This is a genomic window from Variovorax sp. PEI5 (genome assembly GCF_056679935.1).
The window spans coordinates 2,513,772-2,536,248 of sequence record NZ_CM155257.1 but is presented as its reverse complement, the minus strand read 5'-3'; the positions used below and the strand labels follow the sequence as shown (position 1 = coordinate 2,536,248).

Here is a 22,477-nt window from a genome sequence, read left to right as displayed (position 1 = left end):
TCCCTTTGCCTGCTTTCGTTTTTTCTTTCGCTTTCAATCTGTAATCTAAGGAGTCATCATGGAAAACATTCTCGGTCTCGTCGCTCTGGCTAGTGGTTTGATCGTCGGTCTCGGCGCGATCGGTGCTTCCATCGGCATCGCACTGATGGGCGGCAAGTTCCTCGAGGCTTCGGCGCGTCAGCCCGAACTCATGAACGACCTGCAAACCAAGATGTTCATCTTGGCCGGTCTGATCGACGCCGCGTTCCTGATCGGTGTGGCCATCGCCCTGCTGTTCGCTTTCGCCAACCCGTTCGCCGCGACCTTCCTGGCCAACCTGCCCCGTTAAGCCCCGTTCAACGCCACTCTAGAAAGGTGTTGCCGTGAGTATCAACGCGACCCTGTTCGTTCAGGCCATCGTCTTCCTGCTGCTGGTGCTGTTCACGATGAAGTTCGTGTGGCCGCCCATCGCGAAGGCGCTGGACGAACGCGCACAAAAGATCGCCGCGGGCCTGGCGGCCTCCGACAAGGCGAAGGCCGAGCTCGCCTCGGCCAACCAGCGCGTCGAGCAAGAGCTGGTGAAGTCCCGCAACGAGACCACCAGCCGTCTGGCCGATGCCGAGCGCCGCGCCCAGCAGATCGTCGAAGAGGCCAAGGGCCGTGCCACGCTGGAAGCCCAGAAGATCGTGGCCGCAGCCCATGCCGAAGCCGAGCAGCAGTCCGTGCGTGCCCGCGAGGTCCTGCGCGAGCAGGTCGCCGCGCTGGCCGTCAAGGGTGCCGAGCAGATTCTCCGCAAGGAAGTCGATGCCGGCGTCCATGCCGATCTGCTCGCCCGCCTGAAGACCGAGCTCTGAGGACGACATGGCCGAACTCGCCACCATCGCCCGTCCGTATGCCGATGCGCTCTTCCAGGCGTCCGCGAACGACCTCGAAGGCACGGCCGGCTGGCTGGAGCAACTCGCGACGATCGCCGCGACGCCGCAGCTGCTGCAGTTCGCGTCCGATCCGAAGGTCTCCTCCGAGCAGGTCTACGATCTGGTCTCCGGCCTCACGTCGCACGTGCTGCCCGACATCGGCAAGAATTTCCTGCGCACGGTGATCGACAACGGCCGGATCGCCGCCCTGCCCGAAGTCGCCGCCCAGTACCGCCTGCGCCAGAACGCGCAGACCGGCTCGTCGGATGCGGTCATCCACAGCGCCTTCCCGATCGACGACGCCACCTTGCGCGACATCGGCGACGCGCTCGAGCGCCGCTTCGGCCGCAAGCTGACGACGCGCGTGGAGAACGATCCCTCGCTGATCGGCGGCGTCCGCGTCGTCGTCGGCGATGAAGTCCTCGACACCTCCGTGAAGGCTCGTCTCGAGCAAATGAAAGCAGCGCTCACCGCTTGATGCGGCGAGGCGGTCGGCCCCATTTATTGAAAGAAGGAAAGAGTCATGCAACTCAATCCCGCAGAGATTTCCGAACTCATCAAGAGCCGCATCGAAGGCCTCGGCGTCAGCTCCGACATTCGCAACCAGGGCACCGTGGTGTCCGTGACCGATGGCATCGTGCGCGTGCATGGCCTGTCGGATGCGATGCAGGGTGAGATGCTGGAGTTCACCGCCACCGCCGACGGCACGCCGTCGTACGGCCTGGCGCTGAACCTCGAGCGCGACTCCGTCGGCGCCGTGATCCTGGGCGAGTACGAGCACATCTCCGAAGGCGACACCGTCAAGTGCACGGGCCGCATCCTGGAAGTGCCCGTGGGCCCCGAGCTCATCGGCCGCGTCGTCAACGCCCTGGGTCAGCCGATCGACGGCAAGGGCCCGATCAACGCCAAGATGACCGACGTCATCGAGAAGGTCGCGCCGGGCGTGATCGCCCGGAAGTCCGTCGACCAGCCGCTACAGACCGGCCTGAAGTCGATCGACTCCATGGTGCCCGTGGGCCGCGGCCAGCGCGAGCTGATCATCGGCGACCGCCAGACCGGCAAGACCGCCGTGGCGATCGACGCCATCATCAACCAGAAGGGTCAGGGCGTCACCTGCGTGTATGTCGCGATCGGCCAGAAGGCCTCGTCGATCAAGAACGTGGTGCGCGCGCTGGAGCAGGCCGGTGCGATGGACTACACCATCGTGGTCGCCGCCTCGGCATCCGAGTCGGCCGCCATGCAGTATGTCTCGGCCTACTCCGGCTGCACGATGGGCGAGTACTTCCGCGATCGCGGCGAGGACGCCCTGATCGTGTATGACGACCTGTCCAAGCAAGCCGTCGCCTATCGCCAGGTCTCGCTGCTGCTGCGCCGCCCGCCGGGTCGCGAAGCCTATCCCGGCGACGTGTTCTATCTCCACAGCCGCCTGCTGGAGCGCGCCGCGCGCGTGAACGCCGACTACGTCGAGGCCTTCACCAAGGGTGCGGTCAAGGGCAAGACCGGCTCGCTGACCGCGCTGCCGATCATCGAGACGCAGGCCGGCGACGTATCCGCCTTCGTGCCCACCAACGTGATCTCGATCACCGACGGCCAGATCTTCCTGGAGACCTCGCTGTTCAACGCCGGCATCCGGCCCGCCATCAACGCCGGTATCTCGGTGTCGCGCGTGGGTTCGTCGGCGCAGACCAAGATCATCAAGAGCCTGTCGGGCGGTATCCGTACCGACCTCGCCCAGTACCGTGAGCTGGCCGCGTTCGCGCAGTTCGCCTCGGACCTGGACGAAGCCACCCGCAAGCAGCTCGACCGCGGTGCCCGCGTGACCGAACTGCTCAAGCAGGCCCAGTACAGCCCGCTGCCGATCTCGCTGATGGGCGCGACGCTGTTCGCGGTCAACAAGGGCTTCATGGACGACCTGGAAGTCAAGAAGGTCCTGTCCTTCGAGCACGGCCTGCACCAGTTCCTGAAGACCAGCCATGCCGCCCTGCTCGACAAGATCGAGAAGGCCAAGGCGCTCGACAAGGACGCCGAAGCCGAACTGACCGCCGCCATCACGACCTTCAAGAAGTCGTTCGCCTGATGCCGTCGGCATCGACGATGGCATTCGTGACCACCCCCGTCTAAGGAGCATCTATGGCAGCCGGCAAGGAAATTCGCGGCAAGATCAAATCGGTGGAGAACACCAAGAAGATCACCAAGGCCATGGAAATGGTGGCCGCGTCGAAGATGCGCAAGGCGCAGGAGCGCATGCGCGCCGCCCGCCCGTACAGCGAGAAGATCCGCCAGGTGGCGGCCAACCTCGGGCAGGCCAATCCCGAGTACACGCACGCCTTCATGAAGACCAACGAGGTCAAGGCCGCGGGCTTCATCCTGGTGACGACCGACAAGGGCCTGTGCGGCGGCATGAACACCAACGTGCTGCGCGCGCTGACGACCAAGCTGCGCGAGCACCAGGCCGACGGCATGGGCATCGAGGCGGTGGCCATCGGCAACAAGGGCCTGGGCTTCCTCAACCGCATCGGCGCCCGCGTGGTGTCGCATGTCACGCAGCTGGGCGACACGCCGCACCTCGACAAGCTCATCGGGCCGGTCAAGGTGCTGCTCGACGCCTATGCCGAGGGCAAGCTCAGCGCCGTCTATCTCTGCTACACGAAGTTCATCAACACGATGAAGCAGGAATCGGTCGTCGAGCAGCTGTTGCCGCTCGCCGCCGACTCGATGAAGGTCGAGGCCGGCCAGATGTCGTGGGACTACATCTACGAACCCGATGCCGCGAGCGTGATCGACGAGCTGCTCGTGCGCTATGTCGAATCGCTGGTCTACCAGGCCGTGGCCGAGAACATGGCCTCGGAGCAGTCGGCGCGCATGGTGGCGATGAAGTCGGCCACCGACAACGCCGGCAACGTGATCAGCGAGTTGAAACTGGTCTACAACAAGACCCGTCAGGCCGGCATCACGAAGGAACTGTCGGAAATCGTTTCGGGCGCCGCAGCGGCCGCCGGCGTCTGAGTCCCAGACGTCCTCAACCAGATTCAAAAATCAATTGGAGCAGATGATGGCTCAAGACAATGCAGTGCAAGGCAGGATCGTTCAATGTATCGGTGCCGTGGTCGACGTGGAATTCCCGCGCGACCGGATGCCCAAGATCTATGACGCCCTCAAGTTCGAAGGCAGCGCGCTGACGCTCGAGGTGCAGCAGCAGCTCGGCGACGGCGTGGTGCGCACCATCGCGCTCGGTTCGTCCGACGGCCTGCGCCGTGGCCTGATCGTCACCAACACCCAGGCCCCCATCACCGTGCCCGTGGGCAAGGCGACGCTGGGTCGCATCATGGACGTGCTGGGCGCGCCCATCGACGAACGCGGCCCGGTCGGCCAGGAGCTGACCGCTTCGATCCACCGCAAGGCGCCGGCCTACGACGAACTCTCGCCGTCGACCGACCTGCTGGAGACCGGCATCAAGGTGATCGACCTGGTGTGCCCGTTCGCCAAGGGCGGCAAGGTGGGCCTGTTCGGTGGCGCCGGCGTCGGCAAGACCGTGAACATGATGGAACTCATCAACAACATCGCCAAGGCGCACTCGGGCCTGTCGGTGTTCGCCGGCGTGGGCGAGCGGACCCGCGAAGGCAACGACTTCTATCACGAGATGGCCGACTCCGGCGTCGTGAACCTCGAGAAGCTCGAGGACTCGAAGGTGGCCATGGTCTACGGCCAGATGAACGAGCCCCCGGGCAACCGTCTGCGCGTGGCCCTGACCGGCCTGACCATCGCCGAGTCGTTCCGCGACGAAGGCCGTGACGTGCTGTTCTTCGTCGACAACATCTATCGCTACACGCTGGCCGGCACCGAGGTGTCCGCGCTGCTGGGCCGCATGCCTTCGGCCGTGGGCTACCAGCCGACGCTGGCCGAGGAGATGGGCCGCCTGCAGGAACGCATCACGTCGACCAAGGTCGGCTCGATCACCTCGATCCAGGCCGTCTACGTGCCCGCCGACGACCTGACCGACCCGTCGCCCGCCACCACCTTCGCCCACCTGGACTCGACCGTGGTGCTGTCGCGCGACATCGCCTCGCTCGGTATCTACCCGGCCGTGGACCCGCTGGATTCGACCTCGCGCCAGCTCGACCCGAACGTGGTCGGCGAAGAGCACTACAACGTGGCCCGCTCCGTGCAGAACACGCTGCAGCGCTACAAGGAACTGCGCGACATCATCGCGATCCTGGGCATGGACGAACTGGCTCCCGACGACAAGCTGGCCGTGGCCCGCGCGCGCAAGATCCAGCGTTTCCTGTCGCAGCCGTTCCACGTCGCCGAGGTCTTCACCGGCTCGCCCGGCAAGTACGTGCCGCTGAGCGAGACCATCCGTGGCTTCAAGATGATCGTCAACGGCGAAGCCGACCACCTGCCCGAGCAGGCGTTCTACATGGTCGGCACCATCGACGAAGCCTTCGAGAAGGCCAAGAAGGTCGCCTGATGGCCAACACCATTCACGTCGACGTGGTCAGCGCCGAGGAGTCGATCTTCTCCGGCGAGGCCCGATTCGTTGCGCTGCCCGGCGAAGCCGGCGAGCTCGGTATCTATCCGCGCCACACGCCCCTCATCACGCGCATCCGTCCCGGTGCCGTGCGCATCGAGATGGCCGACGGCGGCGAGGAATTCGTCTTCGTGGCCGGTGGCATCCTGGAAGTGCAGCCCAATGCCGTCACCGTGCTGTCCGATACCGCCATCCGCGGCAAGGACCTCGACGACGAGAAGGCCAGCAAGGCCAAGGCCGCCGCCGAGGAAGCCCTGAAGAACGCCAAGAGCGACATCGACATCGCCATGGCGCAGTCCGAACTGGCCGTCATGGCCGCCCAGCTGGCCGCGCTGCGCAAGTTCCGCCAGAAGAAGTGAGGTTCGCGGGCGCGTGGGGCGGACGTCGTGTCCGCCACCGCGTCGGCTCCCCTCCTGCAAGACCGCCTTCGGGCGGTTTTTTCATGGCCGGATGCTTCCGGCCTCCTTCTTCCTCGGGGTGGCGTCCTCCAGAGTGGCCGGGACGCCGGTCGCGCCGCCCGCTGACGGCGCTTCCGACCGCGTGCTGCGACCATGGCGGCCTGCCCACCACCCGCAGACAGGAAGAATCCCATGCGCAAGATGCTCGCTCTCCTCATCGCTTCGTTCGCCGTCGTGTCCGCCCAGGCCCAGATCGGCAAGGCGGCCTCCGAGGCCACCGATGCCGCCAAGCACAAGATCGACGAGAAGCGCGCCGACAGCGCCGCCAAGAAGAGCGGCCCGGTCGGCAAGGCCGTCAACAACGTCAAGTCGGGCTATCACAAGAACCGGTCGCAGAACTCGGCCGACAAGGCGAAGCGGGCCTTGAAGGACGCTGGCTGAGCCCTCGTCCGATCGCCCGCGTGGCCCGCTCTCAGGCCGGCGGGGTGTCGACGACCGGCTCGACGGCCGAGCACACGATGCCGCGGCCGGTGTTCTTGGCCAGATAGCAGGCGGCGTCGGCCGCGCCCAGCCATTGCGCGGTGTCGCGGACCTGCGCCGTCAGGCTGGCGACGCCCAGGCTCGCGCCGACGGTCAGCGTACCCCGGTTCCAGGGCATCTCGATCGCGGTGATGGCATCGCGCACGTCGTGCGCGATGCGCAGCGCCGTGTCATGACTGCAGCCGTCGAGCAGCAGCGCGAATTCGTCCCCACCCATGCGCGCCACCAGATCGCTGGCCCGCACGCAGGACGTCATGGCCTTGGCGACGGCCAGCAGCATCAGGTCGCCCACGCCGTGGCCCGCGAGATCGTTGACCGGCTTGAAATGGTCGAGGTCGATGAAGACGATGGCCGCCGGCCGGGCATCGGGCAACGCCGTGACCAGCTCGCCGGCGCGTTGCGCGAACACGCTGCGGTTGGCCAGGCCGGTGAGGACGTCGTGCGTCGCCCTCCACTTCAGGTGCTCGTGCGCGGCATGGGCCTCGTCGATGTCGTCGACGATCCAGATCGTGCCCCGCGAGCGGTCGTCGGCATCGACCGGCTTGCTGTGCAGACGGGCCCAGAAGCAGCTGCCGTCGCCGCGCTGCAGCTGCCATTCGCCCATGTAGGTGCGCTGGTCCGCGAACGCCTGTTGCTCCAGCGCGGCGAAGACCGGCGGGTCCAGCGGTGATGGAAAGATGCGATGGACCGGCTGGCGCAGCAGGGGATCGTCGGTGCCCGGCGGCGGATCGGTGTCGAACCCGAACAGGCGGCGGAAGGCCGTGCCCACCAGCTCGAAACGGCCGTCGCGGACGATGGCGATGCCCGCTGGCGCCGCGCTCATGACCGAGCGCAGCTGACCCAGCACCTCGGCGTTGCGCGACTCCAGCTGCAGGCGTTCGGTGCCCACGCGACGCAGCACGTCGACCAGGCTGCCGATCTCGCCGCCGGCCACCGGCCAGCCTTCCTGGGGCGCCAGGGTGCCATCGAAGAGATGCCGGGCGCGATCCCGCAGCTGCGTCAGCGGCCTCAGCAGCCAGCCCAGCAGCGCCAGCAGGCCGAGCGAGAACAACGCCACCAGCCCGACCGCGGCACGCAACGCATCCTGGCGCGCATCGTGCAGCGGCGTCAGCAGCAGGGCCGCGCTGCGCACGCGCCAGACCAGCCATTCGGGTCCGGGCACGCCCGAGACGCTGACCAGCTCGTCCGGCTGCTCGATCACCAGTCCCTGCGATTCGACCGGCGAGCCGATCGCCCGCCAGGCCTCGAAGGCGCGCGCGAGTCGAGGGTCCTGGGCGAGGTTGCCCATCACGCGCTGGCGATCCGGATGCGCCAGGATCAGGCCCCGGGTGTCGGTCACGACCAGCGTCGCCGCAGCGGCGTTCTCGTCCTGCGCCTCGACCAGACCATCGATGAGATCGCGGTTGGCCAGACGCAGGATCCCGCCGACGACGGCGTGCACGGTCCCGGCCTCGAGCACCGGCTGCGTGAAGACGACCACCGGCTCACCGGTGAGCTTGTTGCGCACCACGCCGGAGATCTGCGACCGCCGCTCGACCAGGGTGCGCTGGAAATAGCCGCGGTCGGCCAGGTTTCCGTTCTGCGGGCCGATGACCTTGTCGTCCGCATACATGGGCACGCCGCCCTGCGGATCGGCGACGAACATCATCGGGAACAGCGTGCGCAGGTAGGGCTGGTTCTCGATAAAACGGCGCAATGCCGCATCGCTCGCCAGCGTGGCGGCGTCCAGTTGCGGCACCACCGACGCCAGGGCCTGCTGGAGCGCCACCACGCGACGCGAGAGCAGCGCCGCCGTGCGGACCGACTCGGCCAGCTCGTGTTCGCGCTCGGTCGCGAGCGTGGCGCGTTCGGCGCGATTGACCAGCAGCAGCGAGGTCAGCGCGATGCTCAGGCCGAGCGCGGCGATGCCACCGAGCGTGATGCGCAACTTGAGCGAACCGAAGGCATGGCGCAGCGGGTGCGCCGACAGGGAGCGTCGCGCAGCCAGGGGAACCCGTGATGTCATCGAAAGCCGTGGGGAAGACGCGAGTGGATCGGCAGCATGCCTGGCGACGAGGCGGGTGGTGGGATCACCATTCTGAAGCTTTTTTACAGTTGAACCTTAAAGTACTAACAGGCTACGAGAGCCCCGCGTAGGCTGGAACGCACAGCACTTCGCGGTCCCGCAACGGATGGCGCGGACCCGGTCGGCCTAGGATGTCCGGTCATGACCGAAGCGCCTCCCGTCTCCTACAAGTCGCGTCCCGGCGACCTCGTCGTCGCCCGTCCCGAAGGCCTCTACTGCCCGCCCGGCGACTTCTACATCGATCCCTGGCGACCGGTCGAGCGGGCCGTCATCACGCACGCCCACTCCGATCACGCACGCACCGGCCACACGCACTACCTGGCGCATACCGACAGCGAAGGCACCCTGCGCACCCGCCTGGGCGCCGGCATCGATCTGCAGACCCTGGGCTATGGCGAGGCGATCGAGCAGAACGGCGTGCGCATCTCGCTGCATCCCGCCGGCCACGTGCTGGGCTCGGCGCAGGTGCGGCTGGAGCATGGCGGGCGCGTATGGGTCGCCTCGGGCGACTACAAGACCGATGCCGACGGCACCTGCACGCCCTTCGAACCGGTGCGCTGCGACACCTTCATCACCGAGTCGACCTTCGGCCTGCCGATCTACCGCTGGCCGACCCAGGCCGAACTGATCGTCGACATCAACGCCTGGTGGCAACGCAATGCCGACGAGGGCCGCGCCTCGGTGCTGCTGTGCTATGCCTTCGGCAAGGCGCAGCGCATCCTGCATGGTGTCGATGCCTCCATCGGGCCGATCGTGGTGCACGGCGCGGTCGAGCCGCTCAATGCCGTCTATCGCGCCGCCGGCGTGGCGCTGCCGCCGACCTTCCGCGTCAGCGACCCCGGGGTCGATGCGCAGATGCTCAAGCGCGCGCTGGTGCTGGCGCCGCCCTCGGCGCAGGGCACGCCCTGGATGCGCCGTTTCGGCAACTATGTCGATGCCTTCGCCAGCGGCTGGATGCAGCTGCGCGGCACGCGACGCCGGCGCGGCGTCGATCGCGGCTTCGTGATGTCCGACCATGCCGACTGGCCCGGCCTGCAGAAGGCCATCGCCGGCACCGGCGCGGAGCGCATCTTCGTCACGCACGGCAGCGTCGCCATCCTGGTGCGCTGGCTCAACGAGAACGGACTGGAGGCGCAGGGCTTCAAGACCGAGTATGGCGACGACGACGTGGCCGATCGCGCGATGCCGACGGACGAGGCCACGGGCGCGCGGAAAGCCGGCGCGTCCGACGGCGCCGCCGCCGGCCTTCCGGCGGATGCGTCGGATGCGGTGGATGCGACCGACGCGGCGACGGGAACGACGCCATGAAGGCCTTCGCCGCGCTGTATCGCGAACTCGACGCCACCACCTCCAACCTCGCCAAGCAGTCCGCCCTGCGGGCCTACCTGCGTGCCGCGGCGCCGGCCGATGCCGCCTGGGCGGTCTACTTCCTGGCCGGCGGCAAGCCCCGCCAGCTGGTGCCCACCAAGCTGCTGCGCGCCATGGCCCAGGAGGCCGCCGGCCTGCCCGAATGGCTGTTCGACGAGAGCTACGACGCCGTCGGCGACCTGGCCGAGACCCTGGCGCTGCTGCTGCCGCCGCCCACCGAAGGGCACGAGCTCGGCCTGGCGGTGTGGGTCGAGCGGCACCTGCTGCCGCTGCGGGCTCTCGGCAAGAGCGCGCCCGAGACCCTGCCCGACGTGCTGCGCGCGCAATGGCGCCAGCTCGCCGCCGACGAGCGCCTGGTGTATTTCAAGCTCATGACCGGCAGCTTCCGCGTCGGCGTCTCGCGGCTGCAGGTGACGCAGGCGCTGGCGGCCGTCGGCGAGGTCGACGCCAAGCGCGTGGCACAGCGGCTCATGGGCTACACGCACATCGCCGGGCAGCCCACGCCGGCCGACTACGCCGCGCTCATCGCGCCCGAGAGCGATGGCGAGCTCGACCGCAAGACCAGCGGCCAGCCCTATCCGTTCTTCCTCGCCCATCCGTTCGCCCTGCCGCTCGAGCAGTTCGATGCCGTGCTCGGGTCGCCGGCGGACTGGATCATCGAATGGAAGTGGGACGGCATCCGGGCGCAGATCGTGCGCCGCGCCGGTGCCGTGTCGGTGTGGTCGCGCGGCGAGGAACTCGTCACCGACCGCTTTCCCGAACTCGCCGCCATGGGCCAGGCCTTGCCCGACGGCACCGTGATCGACGGCGAGATCGTGGTCTGGCGCGGCGACGCGCCGGTCGCCGACCCGGTGCCCGGCGCTGCCATCGGCGCGCTCGACGAGGCCAGCGCCGACTTCAACAAGGACATGAAGGAAGGCATCGGCGAGGGCCGCGTGCAGCCCTTCGCCGAGCTGCAGCGCCGGCTTGGCCGCAAGACCCTGGGTGCCAAGCTGCTGCGCGAGATCCCGGTGGTGCTGCTGGGCTACGACCTGCTCGAATGGGAAGGCCGCGACCTGCGCGCCACGCCCCAGCGCGAGCGCCGCGCGCTGCTCGACCGCCTGATCCTCGACCTGCGTCATCCGCAACTGCTGGAGAGCCCGATGCTCACCGGCGCCACCTGGGTCGACCTGGCGCGCCAGCGCGAGGCGGCGCGCTCGATGGGTGTGGAAGGGATGATGCTCAAGCAGCGCGACGCCCACTATGGCGTCGGCCGCACCAAGGACGTCGGCACCTGGTGGAAATGGAAGATCGACCCGCTGTCGATCGATGCCGTGCTGATCTATGCCCAGCGCGGCCATGGTCGCCGCGCCAGCCTCTACAGCGACTACACCTTCGCCGTCTGGGACGGCCCGCCCGGCAGCGCCGAGCGCAGACTGGTGCCCTTCGCCAAGGCCTACTCCGGCCTCACCGACGCCGAGATGGGCCGCGTCGACGCCGTGGTGCGCAAGACCACCATCGAGAGCTTCGGCCCGGTGCGCAGCGTCAAGCCGACCTTGGTCTTCGAGCTCGGCTTCGAAGGCATTGCCCGCAGCACGCGCCACAAGAGCGGCATCGCGGTGCGCTTCCCGCGCATGCTGCGCTGGCGCGAGGACAAGCCGGTGGAGGAGGCCGACTCGCTGGAGACGCTGGCGGCGCTGCTGCCGGCCGTGCCATGAGGCTGGCCGATCTCACGGACTGGTTCGCCGGGCGCGGCTGGAAGCCGTTCAAGTTCCAGAAGGAGGTCTGGAAGGCCATCGCCGATGGCCGCTCCGGCCTGCTGCACGCCACCACCGGTTCGGGCAAGACCTATGCCGTCTGGCTCGGCGCGCTGAAGGCCTTTCCGCTGAAGGCGACGCTGTCGAGCACGCGCGCCAACGCGAAGACGATCCCGCCGCCGCTCACGGTGCTGTGGCTCACGCCCATGCGCGCGCTCGCCGCCGACACGCTGCGGGCGCTGCGGCAGCCGCTCGAGGCGCTGGCGCCCGACTGGACCGCCGGCGCGCGCAGCGGCGACACCGTCGCGGCCGAGCGCAGCGCGCAGAACCGGCAACTGCCCACCGTGCTGGTCACCACGCCCGAGAGCCTGTCGGTGCTGCTCTCGCGCGCCGACGCGGCCGAGGTGCTGGGCACGGTGCGTATGGTGGTGGTCGACGAGTGGCACGAGCTGATGGGCAACAAGCGCGGCGTGCAGGTGCAGCTGGCGCTCGCGCGCCTGCGGCGCTGGAACCCGGCGCTGTGCGTCTGGGGCATGTCGGCCACGCTGGGCAATCTGGAGGAGGGCATGCGCACCCTGCTGGGCCACGATGGCGGCACCATGGTCCAGGGCCAGGTGAAGAAGGACCTGGTCGTCGACTCGCTGCTGCCCGGCCGGGCCGAGCGTTTCCCGTGGGGCGGCCATCTGGGGATGGCGATGCTGCCGCAGGTGGTGCGCGAGATCGAGTCGAGCGCCACCACGCTGGTCTTCGCCAACACCCGCGCGCAGTCGGAGATCTGGTATCGCGCCCTGCTGGAGGCGCGGCCGGAATGGGCCGGCGTGATCGCCCTGCACCATGGCTCGCTCGACCGTGCGGTGCGCGAGTGGGTCGAGGCCGGCCTCAAGAGCGGCGAGCTGCGCGCCGTGGTCTGCACCTCGAGCCTCGACCTGGGCGTGGACTTCCTGCCGGTGGAGCGCGTGCTGCAGATCGGCTCGCCCAAGGGCGTGGCGCGGCTGCTGCAGCGCGCCGGGCGCTCGGGCCACGCGCCGGGGCGGCCCTCGCGCATCACGCTGGTGCCCACGCACAGCCTGGAGATCGTCGAAGGCGCGGCGGCGCGGGTGGCGGTCGCGGCCGGGCACATCGAGTCGCGCGCCACGCCCGACCAGCCGCTCGACGTGCTGGTCCAGCACCTGGTCACGGTGGCCCTGGGTGGCGGCTTCGTCGCCGACGAGCTCTACGACGAGGTGCGCGGCACGGCCGCCTTCGCGCAGCTGTCGCGCGACAGCTGGGAGTGGTGCCTGGACTTCGTGCGCCAGGGCGGCCGCTCGCTGGAGGCCTATCCGGACTACCACCGCGCCGTGCCCGACGAGCACGGCGTCTGGCACGTGCCCGATGCGCGGCTGGCGCGCCGGCACCGCATCAACATCGGCACCATCGTCAGCGAATCCAGCATGAGCGTGCAGTACGTCGGCGGCGCCCGCGTGGGCCACGTCGACGAGGGCTTCGTCGCGCGCCTGAAGCCCGGCGAGTGCTTCCTGTTCGGCGGCCGGCTGCTGGAGCTGGTGCGCATCCGCGAGATGACGGCCTGGGTGCGGCGCGCCAGCGGCCGGCGCCATGCGGTGCCGCGCTGGGCCGGCACCCGCGTGCCGTTGTCGGTGACCCTGGCCGCCGCCGTGCTCGATCAGCTGGCCGCGGCCGAGGCCGGCCATTACGACACGCCCGAGCTGCGCTGCGTGCGGCCATTGCTGGAGGTGCAGCAGCGCTGGTCGGCCCTGCCGACGCCGCGGACCCTGCTGGCCGAGACGCTCAAGACGCGCGAGGGCTGGCATCTGTTCCTCTATCCCTTCGCCGGCCGCCACGTGCACCTGGGGCTGGCCAGCCTGCTGGCCTGGCGCGTCGCCCAGCATGCGCCGCGCACCTTCTCCATCGCGGTCAACGACTATGGCTTCGAACTGCTGAGCGCGACCGAGGTCGACTGGGCCGACATGCTGCCGCGCATGCTGCACGCCGGGCACGACGCGCAGGCGCAGCAGGCCCTGGCGCAGGCCGACGTCGAGGCCGGCGAGCGCCAGGCGCTGCTGCACGAGGTGCTGGAGAGCCTCAACGCGGGCGAGCTGGCGCGCCGGCGCTTTCGCGAGATCGCCCGCGTCTCCGGCCTGATCTTCCAGGGCTATCCGGGAGAGCGGCGCAGCAACAAGCAGCTCCAGGCGTCCTCGTCGCTGTTCTGGGAGGTGTTCCGCAAGTACGACCCGCAGAACCGGCTGCTGCTGCAGGCCGAACAGGAGCTGCTGGCGCAGGAGCTGGAGATCGGCCGCCTACGCGCCAGCCTGGCGCGCATGAACGCGCAGACGCTGTCGCTCCATGCGCTGGCGCGACCGACGCCGTTCGCCTTCCCGCTGATGATCGAGCGCTACCGCGAGCAGCTCTCCAGCGAGAGCGTGGCCGACCGCATCGCGCGCATGGTCGAGCAGCTGGAGCTGGCGGCCGGCGGCGAGGCGGGCGTGGGCGATGCCGGTTCGCGCGTGACGATGGAGGCTCCGATCGCGCTGGGGACGGGTGCCACCGACCGCACGGACCGGATGGATCGGATGGATCAAGTGAAGGCCGGCCTGGCGTTCGGCCAGGAGGGCGGCAGCGAGGGCGGCGGGCGGGCGGCCTCGGAGGACGCGACGGACGAGCCGGCGCCGGCCCCCGGGACACCCGCCGCCGCCGCCGCGGCCCGCGCGGCGCGGGGCCGGCCACGCCGGCGCGACCGCAAGCCCTCGCGCCCGCTGCCGCCATTGTGAGGGGCGGCATGCCGGCCCGCGCATGGAGCGGCCGGCACCGGCGTCGCCATCGACCGGCTGCGAATCGTCACACGGGGGGCGCCGGGCGTCGTTTAAGCTGCCCGCCATGAGCAGCATCAACTCCCGCACCTACGAATCCGTTCCCTCCCGCAAGGTGGCCTTCCTCGGCCTCGGCGTGATGGGCTATCCCATGGCCGGTCACCTGGCCCAGGCCGGGCACGACGTCACGGTCTACAACCGCACGCCGGCCAAGTCGGCGGCCTGGACGGCCGAGTTCGCCGGCGCCGCCGGCACGCTGGCCCATGCCGCCACGCCGCGCGAGGCCGCCGCCGGGGCCGAGATCGTCTTCTGCTGCGTCGGCAACGACGACGACCTGCGCTCGGTGGTGCTGGGCGACGATGGCGCCTTCGCCGGCATGGCGCGGGGCACGGTGTTCGTCGACCACACGACCGCCTCGGCCGACGTGGCGCGCGAGCTGTCGGCCCTTGCGCTGGAGCGCGGCCTGCAGTTCATCGACGCCCCGGTCTCCGGAGGCCAGGCCGGTGCGCAGAACGGCGCCCTGACCGTGATGTGCGGCGGCGATGCCGCGACGTTCGAAATCGTCCGGCCGGTGGCCGCCGCGTTCTCGCGCGCCATCACGCTGCTGGGCGAGAGCGGCTCGGGCCAGCTGGCCAAGATGGTCAATCAGATCTGCATCGCCGGCGTGGTCCAGGGCCTGAGCGAGGCGATCGCCTTCGGGCAGCGTGCCGGCCTGGACATGAATGCCGTGCTGGGCGTGATCTCCAAGGGCGCGGCGCAGAGCTGGCAGATGGAGAACCGTGGCAAGACGATGGTCGAGGGCAAGTTCGACTTCGGCTTCGCGGTCGACTGGATGCGCAAGGACCTCGGGCTGGTGCTGGAGGAAGCCCGGCGCAACGGCGCCCGGCTGCCGGTGACGGCACTGGTCGACCAGTTCTATGCCGACGTGCAGCAGGCGGGCGGCGCGCGCTGGGACACGTCGAGCCTGATCAAGAGATTGAGCTGACCCCCGGTCTTCGCGCACTGCGTGCCGCTTCGCCAACCCCCTTCCAGGGGGCGACACCGGCGGCCCGGCGGAGCCGGTTCCGCGGTGTCCCTGGCTTTGCTGAGCCTCAGCGGACGGGGGTGACGGTGGCGCCGCCGGAGGCGGGCAGGGGGTCCATGGGGGGGAGCGGGACGCTGGAGCGGGCGGCGGGCGCGACGCTGTTGACGGTGTTGGGCGAAGGGCTGGTGCCGCCCTGGCGCGTCTGGCCGGCGAGTTCGGCCTCGCTGACGATCTCGACCACCCGCACCACCTTGTCGACGCCGGCCACGCCACGCGTGATGTCGGTGGCGCGATCGGTCTCGCGGCGGGTCGCCAGGCCCATCAGGTAGACCACGTTGCGCTCGGTCACCACCTTGAACGAGGTGGCGAAGATGTCCTTGGCATCGAGCAGCGAGGCCTTCACCTTGCCGGTGATGAAGGTGTCGCTGGAGCGCTGCTGGAAGCTGCTGGCCGGACCGACCACGGTCTCGTTGACCACGCCACGCACGTTGTCCAGGCCGCGCGCGATCTCCTCCACGCGCCGACGATCGGCCTCGACGCCCACCGTGCCGGTCAGCAGCACCTGGCGATTGAAGCTGGTGATGCTGACGTACATCTGGTCGTTGGCGATGTCGCGGATGCGGGCGGCGCCGCGCAGTTCGATGCCCTGGTCGTCGAGCTGCGCGCCCGAGGTGCGGCGGTCGGTCGCGACCAGGCCGGCGCCCGCGGCCGCGCCGCCGACCACCAGCGGCACGCAGGCGGTGAGCGAGCCCGCCAGCGCGGCGCCCGCGGTGAGCATCAGCGCCAGGCGGCGCAGGGATGCGAGAGGGGTGGTGGTGGTCGTCATGTGAAGGGTTCCTGTTCTCCGAGTAGCTGGGCGTCCACCCCGTCGCACAGGCAGTGCAGCGCGATCAGGTGGACTTCATGGATGCGGACGGCGCGCTCGTGCGGCACGCGGACCTGGACGTCGGTCTCGCGCAAGGCGCGGCCGGCCGCGCCGCCACTCGCGCCGAGCAGCGCGACGACGGTCATCTCGCGCGCGTGCGCGGCCTCGATGGCGGCCAGCACGCCGGCCGACTGCCCGGTCGCGCTCAGCGCCAGCAGCACGTCGCCGGCCTGACCGAGGGCGTGGACCTGGCGGGCGAAGTGGCCGGCATCGGCGGCCTCGGGCGTGTCGGCGGCCGGATCGCTCGGATCGCCCCCGAGCAGCGCCAGCGCGGCGAGGCCAGGGCGCTCGCGCTCGAAGCGGCCGACGAACTGGGCCGCGAACTGCTGCGCCAGCAGGCCCGAGACACCAGCGCCGCAGGCCAGGATCTTGCCGCCGCTGGTGACGCAGGCGAGCAGCGCCTGCATGGCCTGGGAGATCGGTTTGCTGAGCGCCGGGCCGGCCTGGTACTTGAGGTCGGCACTGTCGATGAAGTGCTGCTGGATTCGTTGCTCTAGCATGGGCCCGCGATGATACGGCCCCGGCGTCAGGCGGCGTCGAAAGCGCCCTGCAGCCATTCGATGCGGCCGGCCTCGACCAGCACGACATCGAAGCGGCACGGCGGCAGCACGCGCAGGTCCATCAGGTAGTGGCGGGCGGCGAAGACGATGCGGCGCCGCTTGACGCCGGTGATGCTGCCGCCCGCGCCGCCATGGCTGTCGCTCGCGCGCTGGCGCACCTCGACGAAGACCAGCGTGGCGTCGCGCGGGTCGCGCAGGATCAGATCGATCTCGCCGCCGCCGCGTCCGGGCGTCCGATAATTGCGCGTCACCAGCCGCAGGCCGGCGGCCTCCAGGTGCGCCAGTGCCGCGTCCTCGGCCGCATCGCCGCGCTGCTTGGTGGTCGTCGTGGTCGTCGTCGCCACCACCGTCATCCCGTCCCGTCCGTCTGTCGCACTGGAGAATCTCCTTGTCCCACACCCTCGCTCCGGCCGCTTTCGGCGCCGCCCTGTCGGCCGCGCGCGATGCCGCGGGCGCGCAGCATTATCCGCAGGCCACCCTGTATGTCGTGGCGACGCCGATCGGCAACCTGGCCGACATCACGCTGCGCGCCCTGCACGTGCTGCAGCTGGCCGACGTGGTCGCCTGCGAGGACACGCGCCACACGCAGGGCCTGCTGCGCGCCTATGGCATCGACCGCCCCGGCGCGCAGCTGCTGGCGGTGCACCAGCACAACGAGGCCGAGGCGGCGCAGATGGTGGTCGCACGGCTGGCCCAGGGTCAGCGCGTGGCCTATGTGAGCGATGCCGGCACGCCCGGCGTGAGCGATCCCGGCGCCCGGCTGGTGGCCGTGGCGCGCGAGGCCGGCCACCGCGTGCTGCCGCTGCCGGGCGCGAGCAGCGTCACCACGCTGCTGGGCGCGGCCGGCCTGGTCGCGGCGCCCGGCGACGAGAGCAGCGCCTTCGTCTTCGCCGGGTTCCTGTCGAGCAAGGCCGGCGAGCGCGATGCCGCCGTGCAGGCCCTGGCGGCCGAGCCGCGCAGCGTGGTGCTGCTGGAGGCGCCGCATCGCATCGAGGCCCTGGCGCGCGCGCTGGCGGTGCTGGGCGAGCGGCGCGTGACCATCGGCCGCGAACTCACCAAGCAGTTCGAGGAGATCGCCACCGTCGAGGCCCGGGCCCTGCCCGAGTGGTTCGCCGCCGGCCGCGATCGCGCGCGCGGCGAGTTCGCGCTGGCGCTGCATCCGGTCGCCGCCCGCGCCGACGACGGCGCCGAGGCCGACCGCGTGCTGCGCCTGCTGCTGGCCGAGGGCCTGCCGGTGAAGGGCGCGGTGCGCCTGACCGCCGAGATCACCGGCGCCTCGCGCAACGCGCTCTACGACGCCGCCATCCGCATCCGCAACGCCTAGGCGTCGAGCTCGGGATAGTGGCGGAAGATGCCTTCCTGGTTGAACGGGAGGCGGCGCGGGCTGTGCAGGTAGTCGTGGACGCGCTGGCGGCGCGCGACATTGGCATGCAGCCGGACCACCGCCGGCGCGTCCGCCAGGGCCCGGGCCGTGGCCTTCGGGAACGCATGGCGCAGGCCGGCCACCAGCTGGAACAGGGACAGGTCGGCATAGGTGAGCGTGGCGCCCACGAGATGCGCGTCACCGGCCGGATTGCGTCGCAGGACGTCCTCGAACCAGCCCAGGAACTTGGGGATGCGGGCGTCGCGGAAGGATCGCGAGCGCTGCAGGGCCGCTTCGCGCTGGTCCTCGTAGTAGCGCTCGACGGCGATCGGGTGGTGCGTGTCGTGCGCCTCGGCGACGGCATCGGCCACGGTGAGCTGGAGCTGGTGCGTCCAGAGCGCATCGGCCTCGCCGCTGCCCGCCAGGCCCAGGCGCGGGCCGAGGTGGAGCAGGATCGCCGCGGTCTGGCCGACGACGACATCGCCATCGACCAGGAACGGCGGCGCGAACGGCGGATGCGGGTTGCGCGCGTCGGCCAGCCGGTCGACGAGCGCCGCCTCGCCACCGCCCTCGGCGGGCGGCTGGCGCGCGACGTCGACATAGTCGGCGCCGGCCGCCTCCAGTGCGAGGCGGACGAATTCGCCGCGGCCCTGGATGGTGGGCCAGTAATGGAGCTGGTAGGTCGTCATGCGGCAGGAGGGTGGCGGTGGAGGACGGGGCAGGGGGCGGGGGGCGGGGGGCGGGAGCGCCGGACGACCAGTCTAGGCAGACGTGCCGTCGCCGCCGATCACCGCCAGTCGCCGACCCTGCCGGCGTCCGGGTCGCCGCCTCAGCAGCGCCCCGGTGACTTCACCAGCGCAGCAGCCTGGGGCCGAGCAGCGCCCCCGCCAGCGCCGGCAGCGCCATCCCGGCGACATACCAGACCGCGAGGAAAGGCGCCGTCAGTTCGGGGCAGTGCAGGGCATAGACCGTGGCGCCGGTCGCGCCGGCCCACGCGCCGGCCATGGCGCCGGCGACGGCCGGACGGGTCGGCGCCAGTCCGCGCAATGCGAGCAGCGCCGCCACGAACATCGGCAGCGCCAGCAACGCGATGCTGGCGGCGCAGCTGCGCCAGGTCGCTCCCAGCAGCAGCGGCAGGCGGGCCTCCACGGGGGCATCGAACCAGGCCAGCCCGGCCAGCGCGCCCATGCAGGCGACCGGCACGGCGAGGCCCAGCCACGAAGCGCCGATGCGCACGCCCGGGCGGGCCAGCCGCTGGACCACGAGGAAGCTCGCCGCGGCGATGCTGATGGGAAACAGCAGCTTGACCCAGAACATCGGCAGCGCGACGACCTGGGCCAGATCGTGCCGCAGGCCGAAGCCGACGAGCATCGCCAGGAGCGACAGCGGCGCTCCGACCAGCAGGGCCCGCGCGAGCCGATGCCGCGTGGCATGCGGCCGCACCGGCTCGATGCCGGTGGCGAGCATGGCGACCAGATCGTCCGTCCTCATGGCGCCTCCTTGATCCGCAGGGCCAGGGCCTTGAGGCCGCGATGGATGCCGATCTTCACGGCCGAGACCGACATGCCGGTGCGCTGCGCCGTCTCCGCGACGGAGAGGCCTTCGAGTTTCACGTGGACGATCGGCAGGCGCTGTCGATCGGGCAGGGAATCGAGCAGGCCGCCCAGATCGCGCCGCGCGTCGCTGGCCTCGACGGCCGAGTCGGCGAAGAGCGCCATCTCGTCGTCCAGTGGCTCGTGCAGCGCCTCGCGGCCGGAGCGGGTCCGCAGCAGGTCGATCATCTTGTAGCGCGCGATGGCATGCGCCCAGGCGGTGAAGGGCTGGTCGGGTTGGTAGGTGTGGCGCTGGTTGTGCATGGCGATCAGGCATTCCTGGACAAGATCCTCGACGTCGTCGGGCCAGCCGAACAGGCGCCGGCCCAGATAGGCGCGCAGGTGGGCGCCGAGCTGGCGAAGAAACGCGTGGTAGGCCGCGCCGTCGCCTTCGAGGCCTCGCATCAGCAGACTGCGCAGCACGGGTTCGGCAGGGTTCAAGTGTGTGGCTCTCCTGATCGGGATTCGTGCCGGGCGGTCCGGAAGTTACAGCGCCGGAAGGAATTTATTTCGACGCATCGCGGTGGCGCGCCGTAACCCGCCGCGGTTCGCTCCCGAATCCGGAAGGACCGCGCCATTCGGGCCGGTCGCCATCCTCAACTTCCGGAGCTTCCCATGTTCACTCGTCAACTCGCCCTCACCACCGTCGCGCTGAGCGCCCTCGCCGCGGGCGCCGCCATCGCCCAGGACACCTCCTCCATGGCCGGGAAGGGCGCCATGGACGCGAAGGGCGCGATGGAGAAATGCTATGGCGTGGCCATGGCCGGCAAGAACGACTGCGCCGCGGGCACCGGCACCAGCTGCGCCGGCACCTCGAAGGTCGACTACCAGCCCAACGCCTGGAAGTATGTGCCGGCGGGCACGTGCGTCACGATGAAGACGCCCCAGGGCATGGGTTCGTTGATGGAAATCAGGCGCTGAACCCGGAATCGGCGGTTTCCATGCCTTCCCTTCTCGGGGCCGGGCTCGGCCTCAAGCCCCAGCACTTCGACGCGGCGCTCGCCTGCCGGGTCGAAGGGCTGTGGTTGGAGGTCCATCCGGAGAACTACATGGTCGAGGGCGGACCCCGGCTGCGTCGGCTCGATGCGGTGCGCGCCGTCCATCCGCTGTCGCTGCACGGAGTCTCGCTGTCGCTGGCCGGCAGCGCGCCGCCGGACGAGGCGCATCTGCGGCGCTTCGCCGCCCTGGTCGAGCGTCTGCAGCCGGCCCGGGTCTCGGAGCATCTGGCATGGACGGCCTGGAACGGCCTGCACCTGCCCGACCTGCTGCCGTTTCCGCGCACCACCGAAGCGCTGCGGCGCATCGCCGACCACATCGACCGGACGCAGACGGTGCTCGGCCGCGCGATCTCGATCGAGAATCCGTCGCACTACCTGCGACTCGACGCGCATGCGTGGGACGAGATCGATTTCCTCGCCGAACTCGTGCGGCGCACCGGCTGCGGGCTGCTGCTGGATGTCAACAACGTCCATGTCTCGGCCGGCAATCTCGGGTTCTGCGCCGAGACCTATCTCGACCGCTTTCCCGGCGCCGCCGTGACCGAGATCCATCTCGCGGGCCACACGCTCGATCCCGCGCTCGGCGCGGCGCTGCGGATCGATTCGCACGACACGCCGGTCGCGCCCGAGGTCTGGCGCCTGTATCGCCGGGTGATCGGGCGCATCGGCGCGCGTCCCACGCTGATCGAACGCGATGGCGACGTCCCCGGCTTCGATGTCCTGCTGGCGGAAGCCGCCATCGCCGCCGGCGTGCTCGCGGCGGTCGATGCGGCCGGCATGGCCGACATGCCCGAGGCGGTGGCATTGTGAGCGCCGCGGCATCGCCCGCCCTGGCCGAATTCCAGGCCGGCTTCGTCCGGCTGCTGCTGGCACCCGATGGCGCCGCGCCGGCCGGCTCCGGCGTGCCGGCGTCGCTCGAGGCCCTGGCCCGGCAACCCGCCTTCGCGGTCCATCGCAACACGGTGCGCAAGGGCTGCATCGATGCGCTCGAGGCCAACCACCCCGCGGTGGTCCGGCTGGTCGGCGTGCCATGGTTCCGCGCCGCGGCGGCCCTGCATGTCGCGAACGAGCCGCCACGCGATGGCCGGCTGCTCGGCTATGGCGCCGGCTTCGCCGACTTCCTGGCCGGCTTCGAGCCGGCGGCGGCGCTGCCCTACCTGAGCGGTGTCGCGCGACTCGATCGCTGCTGGACCGAGTCCCATGTCGCGGCCGATGGCGACTGCCTCGACGGCGCCCGTCTGGCGGGCCTGGCGCCCGGGGCGCTGGGCGCACTGCGCGTCGTGCCGCATCCGGCCGCGCGCTGGGCCTGGTTCGACGACCTGCCGATCCGCAGCATCTGGCGGCGCAATCGATGCGACATGGCCGACGACCGCGACGACCGCGACGACCGCGACGGCCACGACGGCGGCACGGAACTCGCCTGGCACGGTGAAGGCGCCCTGCTGACGCGCCCCGTCGACACCGTGACCTGGCACGCCATCGATCGCGCCGAGGTGGCGTTCCTCGACGCCTGCGCCGCCGGCGGGTCGCTGGCCGAGGCGGCCCGGGCCGCCGCGCGGGCCCGGTGCGACGTCGACCTGACGATGCTGTTCGCGCAGCTGCTGCAGGCCGACGCACTCGCCTGCCATGACTCCGGGAGCGCCTTCACATGACACCGCCATCGACCCCGCGCGGGACCTCGAC

The 22,477-nt window shown here is 70.4% G+C and carries 23 protein-coding genes; 16 read left to right on the top strand and 7 right to left on the bottom strand.

Annotated elements, in window-relative coordinates:
* Positions 1-58 precede the first annotated feature (58 nt).
* The 8 genes from atpE to AC1MLT_RS11640 all read left to right on the top strand — a co-directional run bounded on the left by atpE (position 59) and on the right by AC1MLT_RS11640 (position 6,260).
* Positions 59-328, top strand: a complete 270-nt coding sequence (gene atpE / locus AC1MLT_RS11675) for a F0F1 ATP synthase subunit C (protein ID WP_296315815.1) — start codon at positions 59-61, stop codon at positions 326-328.
* A gap of 34 nt (positions 329-362) precedes the next feature.
* Positions 363-833 carry a F0F1 ATP synthase subunit B gene (locus tag AC1MLT_RS11670; RefSeq protein WP_481032397.1) on the top strand — a complete coding sequence of 157 codons (471 nt, stop codon included), beginning with the start codon at positions 363-365 and terminating at the stop codon, positions 831-833.
* Between the two features lie 7 nt (positions 834-840).
* The gene (locus AC1MLT_RS11665) at positions 841-1,371 is read left to right on the top strand and encodes a F0F1 ATP synthase subunit delta (protein WP_481032396.1); all 531 of its coding nucleotides are present in this window, start codon (positions 841-843) and stop codon (positions 1,369-1,371) included.
* A gap of 45 nt (positions 1,372-1,416) precedes the next feature.
* Entirely contained in the window at positions 1,417-2,970 is a 1,554-nt protein-coding gene (atpA, locus tag AC1MLT_RS11660; RefSeq protein ID WP_481032395.1) for a F0F1 ATP synthase subunit alpha, read from the top strand.
* A gap of 53 nt (positions 2,971-3,023) precedes the next feature.
* On the top strand, positions 3,024-3,899 hold the full coding sequence (gene atpG / locus AC1MLT_RS11655; protein ID WP_481032394.1) for a F0F1 ATP synthase subunit gamma: 876 nt from the start codon (positions 3,024-3,026) through the stop codon (positions 3,897-3,899).
* Between the two features lie 46 nt (positions 3,900-3,945).
* Positions 3,946-5,361, top strand: coding sequence for a F0F1 ATP synthase subunit beta (gene atpD, locus AC1MLT_RS11650; protein ID WP_481034989.1), 1,416 nt, complete (start codon positions 3,946-3,948; stop codon positions 5,359-5,361).
* Entirely contained in the window at positions 5,361-5,780 is a 420-nt protein-coding gene (locus AC1MLT_RS11645; RefSeq protein ID WP_481032393.1) for a F0F1 ATP synthase subunit epsilon, read from the top strand. The genes atpD and AC1MLT_RS11645 overlap by 1 nt, the downstream gene beginning before the upstream one ends.
* 231 nt (positions 5,781-6,011) lie before the next feature.
* Complete coding sequence (locus AC1MLT_RS11640; protein ID WP_481032392.1) at positions 6,012-6,260, top strand: hypothetical protein; 249 nt, start codon at positions 6,012-6,014, stop codon at positions 6,258-6,260.
* Between the two features lie 31 nt (positions 6,261-6,291).
* On the opposite strand, the gene AC1MLT_RS11635 is transcribed toward AC1MLT_RS11640, so the two are convergent.
* On the bottom strand, positions 6,292-8,364 hold the full coding sequence (locus AC1MLT_RS11635; RefSeq protein ID WP_481032391.1) for a sensor domain-containing diguanylate cyclase: 2,073 nt from the start codon (positions 8,362-8,364) through the stop codon (positions 6,292-6,294).
* Positions 8,365-8,565: 201 nt separating this feature from the next.
* On the opposite strand from AC1MLT_RS11635, the gene AC1MLT_RS11630 reads away from it, so the two are divergent.
* From AC1MLT_RS11630 to AC1MLT_RS11615, 4 genes are all read left to right on the top strand, one after another.
* On the top strand, positions 8,566-9,732 hold the full coding sequence (locus AC1MLT_RS11630) for a ligase-associated DNA damage response exonuclease (protein ID WP_481032390.1): 1,167 nt from the start codon (positions 8,566-8,568) through the stop codon (positions 9,730-9,732).
* On the top strand, positions 9,729-11,489 hold the full coding sequence (locus AC1MLT_RS11625; protein WP_481032389.1) for an ATP-dependent DNA ligase: 1,761 nt from the start codon (positions 9,729-9,731) through the stop codon (positions 11,487-11,489). The genes AC1MLT_RS11630 and AC1MLT_RS11625 overlap by 4 nt, the downstream gene beginning before the upstream one ends.
* The gene (locus tag AC1MLT_RS11620) at positions 11,486-14,293 is read left to right on the top strand and encodes a ligase-associated DNA damage response DEXH box helicase (protein ID WP_481032388.1); all 2,808 of its coding nucleotides are present in this window, start codon (positions 11,486-11,488) and stop codon (positions 14,291-14,293) included. The genes AC1MLT_RS11625 and AC1MLT_RS11620 overlap by 4 nt, the downstream gene beginning before the upstream one ends.
* Before the next feature lie 106 nt (positions 14,294-14,399).
* Positions 14,400-15,317, top strand: coding sequence for an NAD(P)-dependent oxidoreductase (locus AC1MLT_RS11615; RefSeq protein WP_481032387.1), 918 nt, complete (start codon positions 14,400-14,402; stop codon positions 15,315-15,317).
* A 106-nt stretch (positions 15,318-15,423) separates the two neighbouring features.
* On the opposite strand, the gene AC1MLT_RS11610 is transcribed toward AC1MLT_RS11615, so the two are convergent.
* From AC1MLT_RS11610 to AC1MLT_RS11600, 3 genes are read right to left on the bottom strand one after another with little or no spacing between them, the layout of a single operon-like run.
* Positions 15,424-16,182 (bottom strand): BON domain-containing protein, encoded by a 759-nt coding sequence (locus tag AC1MLT_RS11610; RefSeq protein WP_481032386.1) that lies wholly within the window; start codon positions 16,180-16,182, stop codon positions 15,424-15,426.
* Complete coding sequence (locus tag AC1MLT_RS11605; RefSeq protein ID WP_481032385.1) at positions 16,179-16,781, bottom strand: SIS domain-containing protein; 603 nt, start codon at positions 16,779-16,781, stop codon at positions 16,179-16,181. Before AC1MLT_RS11605 ends, AC1MLT_RS11610 begins: the two co-directional genes overlap by 4 nt.
* Before the next feature lie 26 nt (positions 16,782-16,807).
* Positions 16,808-17,194, bottom strand: coding sequence for a YraN family protein (locus AC1MLT_RS11600; protein ID WP_481032384.1), 387 nt, complete (start codon positions 17,192-17,194; stop codon positions 16,808-16,810).
* Between the two features lie 35 nt (positions 17,195-17,229).
* Here AC1MLT_RS11600 and rsmI point away from each other — a divergent pair, with 35 nt between their 5' ends.
* On the top strand, positions 17,230-18,165 hold the full coding sequence (rsmI, locus tag AC1MLT_RS11595) for a 16S rRNA (cytidine(1402)-2'-O)-methyltransferase (protein ID WP_481032383.1): 936 nt from the start codon (positions 17,230-17,232) through the stop codon (positions 18,163-18,165).
* Here rsmI and AC1MLT_RS11590 read toward each other — a convergent pair.
* The 3 genes from AC1MLT_RS11590 to AC1MLT_RS11580 all read right to left on the bottom strand — a co-directional run bounded on the left by AC1MLT_RS11590 (position 18,162) and on the right by AC1MLT_RS11580 (position 20,237).
* Complete coding sequence (locus tag AC1MLT_RS11590) at positions 18,162-18,893, bottom strand: glutathione S-transferase (protein WP_481032382.1); 732 nt, start codon at positions 18,891-18,893, stop codon at positions 18,162-18,164. The genes rsmI and AC1MLT_RS11590 overlap by 4 nt on opposite strands.
* 160 nt (positions 18,894-19,053) lie before the next feature.
* Positions 19,054-19,695 (bottom strand): NrsF family protein, encoded by a 642-nt coding sequence (locus AC1MLT_RS11585; RefSeq protein WP_481032381.1) that lies wholly within the window; start codon positions 19,693-19,695, stop codon positions 19,054-19,056.
* A complete protein-coding gene (locus tag AC1MLT_RS11580; RefSeq protein ID WP_481032380.1) occupies positions 19,692-20,237 on the bottom strand; it encodes a sigma-70 family RNA polymerase sigma factor in 546 nt (181 codons plus the stop codon). Before AC1MLT_RS11580 ends, AC1MLT_RS11585 begins: the two co-directional genes overlap by 4 nt.
* A gap of 174 nt (positions 20,238-20,411) precedes the next feature.
* On the opposite strand from AC1MLT_RS11580, the gene AC1MLT_RS11575 reads away from it, so the two are divergent.
* Genes AC1MLT_RS11575 through AC1MLT_RS11565 form a run of 3 tightly spaced genes read left to right on the top strand, consistent with a single transcriptional unit; the run spans position 20,412 to position 22,446 of the window.
* Complete coding sequence (locus AC1MLT_RS11575; protein ID WP_481032379.1) at positions 20,412-20,717, top strand: BufA1 family periplasmic bufferin-type metallophore; 306 nt, start codon at positions 20,412-20,414, stop codon at positions 20,715-20,717.
* Between the two features lie 20 nt (positions 20,718-20,737).
* Complete coding sequence (gene bufB, locus AC1MLT_RS11570) at positions 20,738-21,604, top strand: MNIO family bufferin maturase (protein WP_481032378.1); 867 nt, start codon at positions 20,738-20,740, stop codon at positions 21,602-21,604.
* The gene (locus AC1MLT_RS11565; RefSeq protein ID WP_481032377.1) at positions 21,601-22,446 is read left to right on the top strand and encodes an HvfC/BufC N-terminal domain-containing protein; all 846 of its coding nucleotides are present in this window, start codon (positions 21,601-21,603) and stop codon (positions 22,444-22,446) included. The genes bufB and AC1MLT_RS11565 overlap by 4 nt, the downstream gene beginning before the upstream one ends.
* Positions 22,447-22,477: the final 31 nt, after the last annotated feature.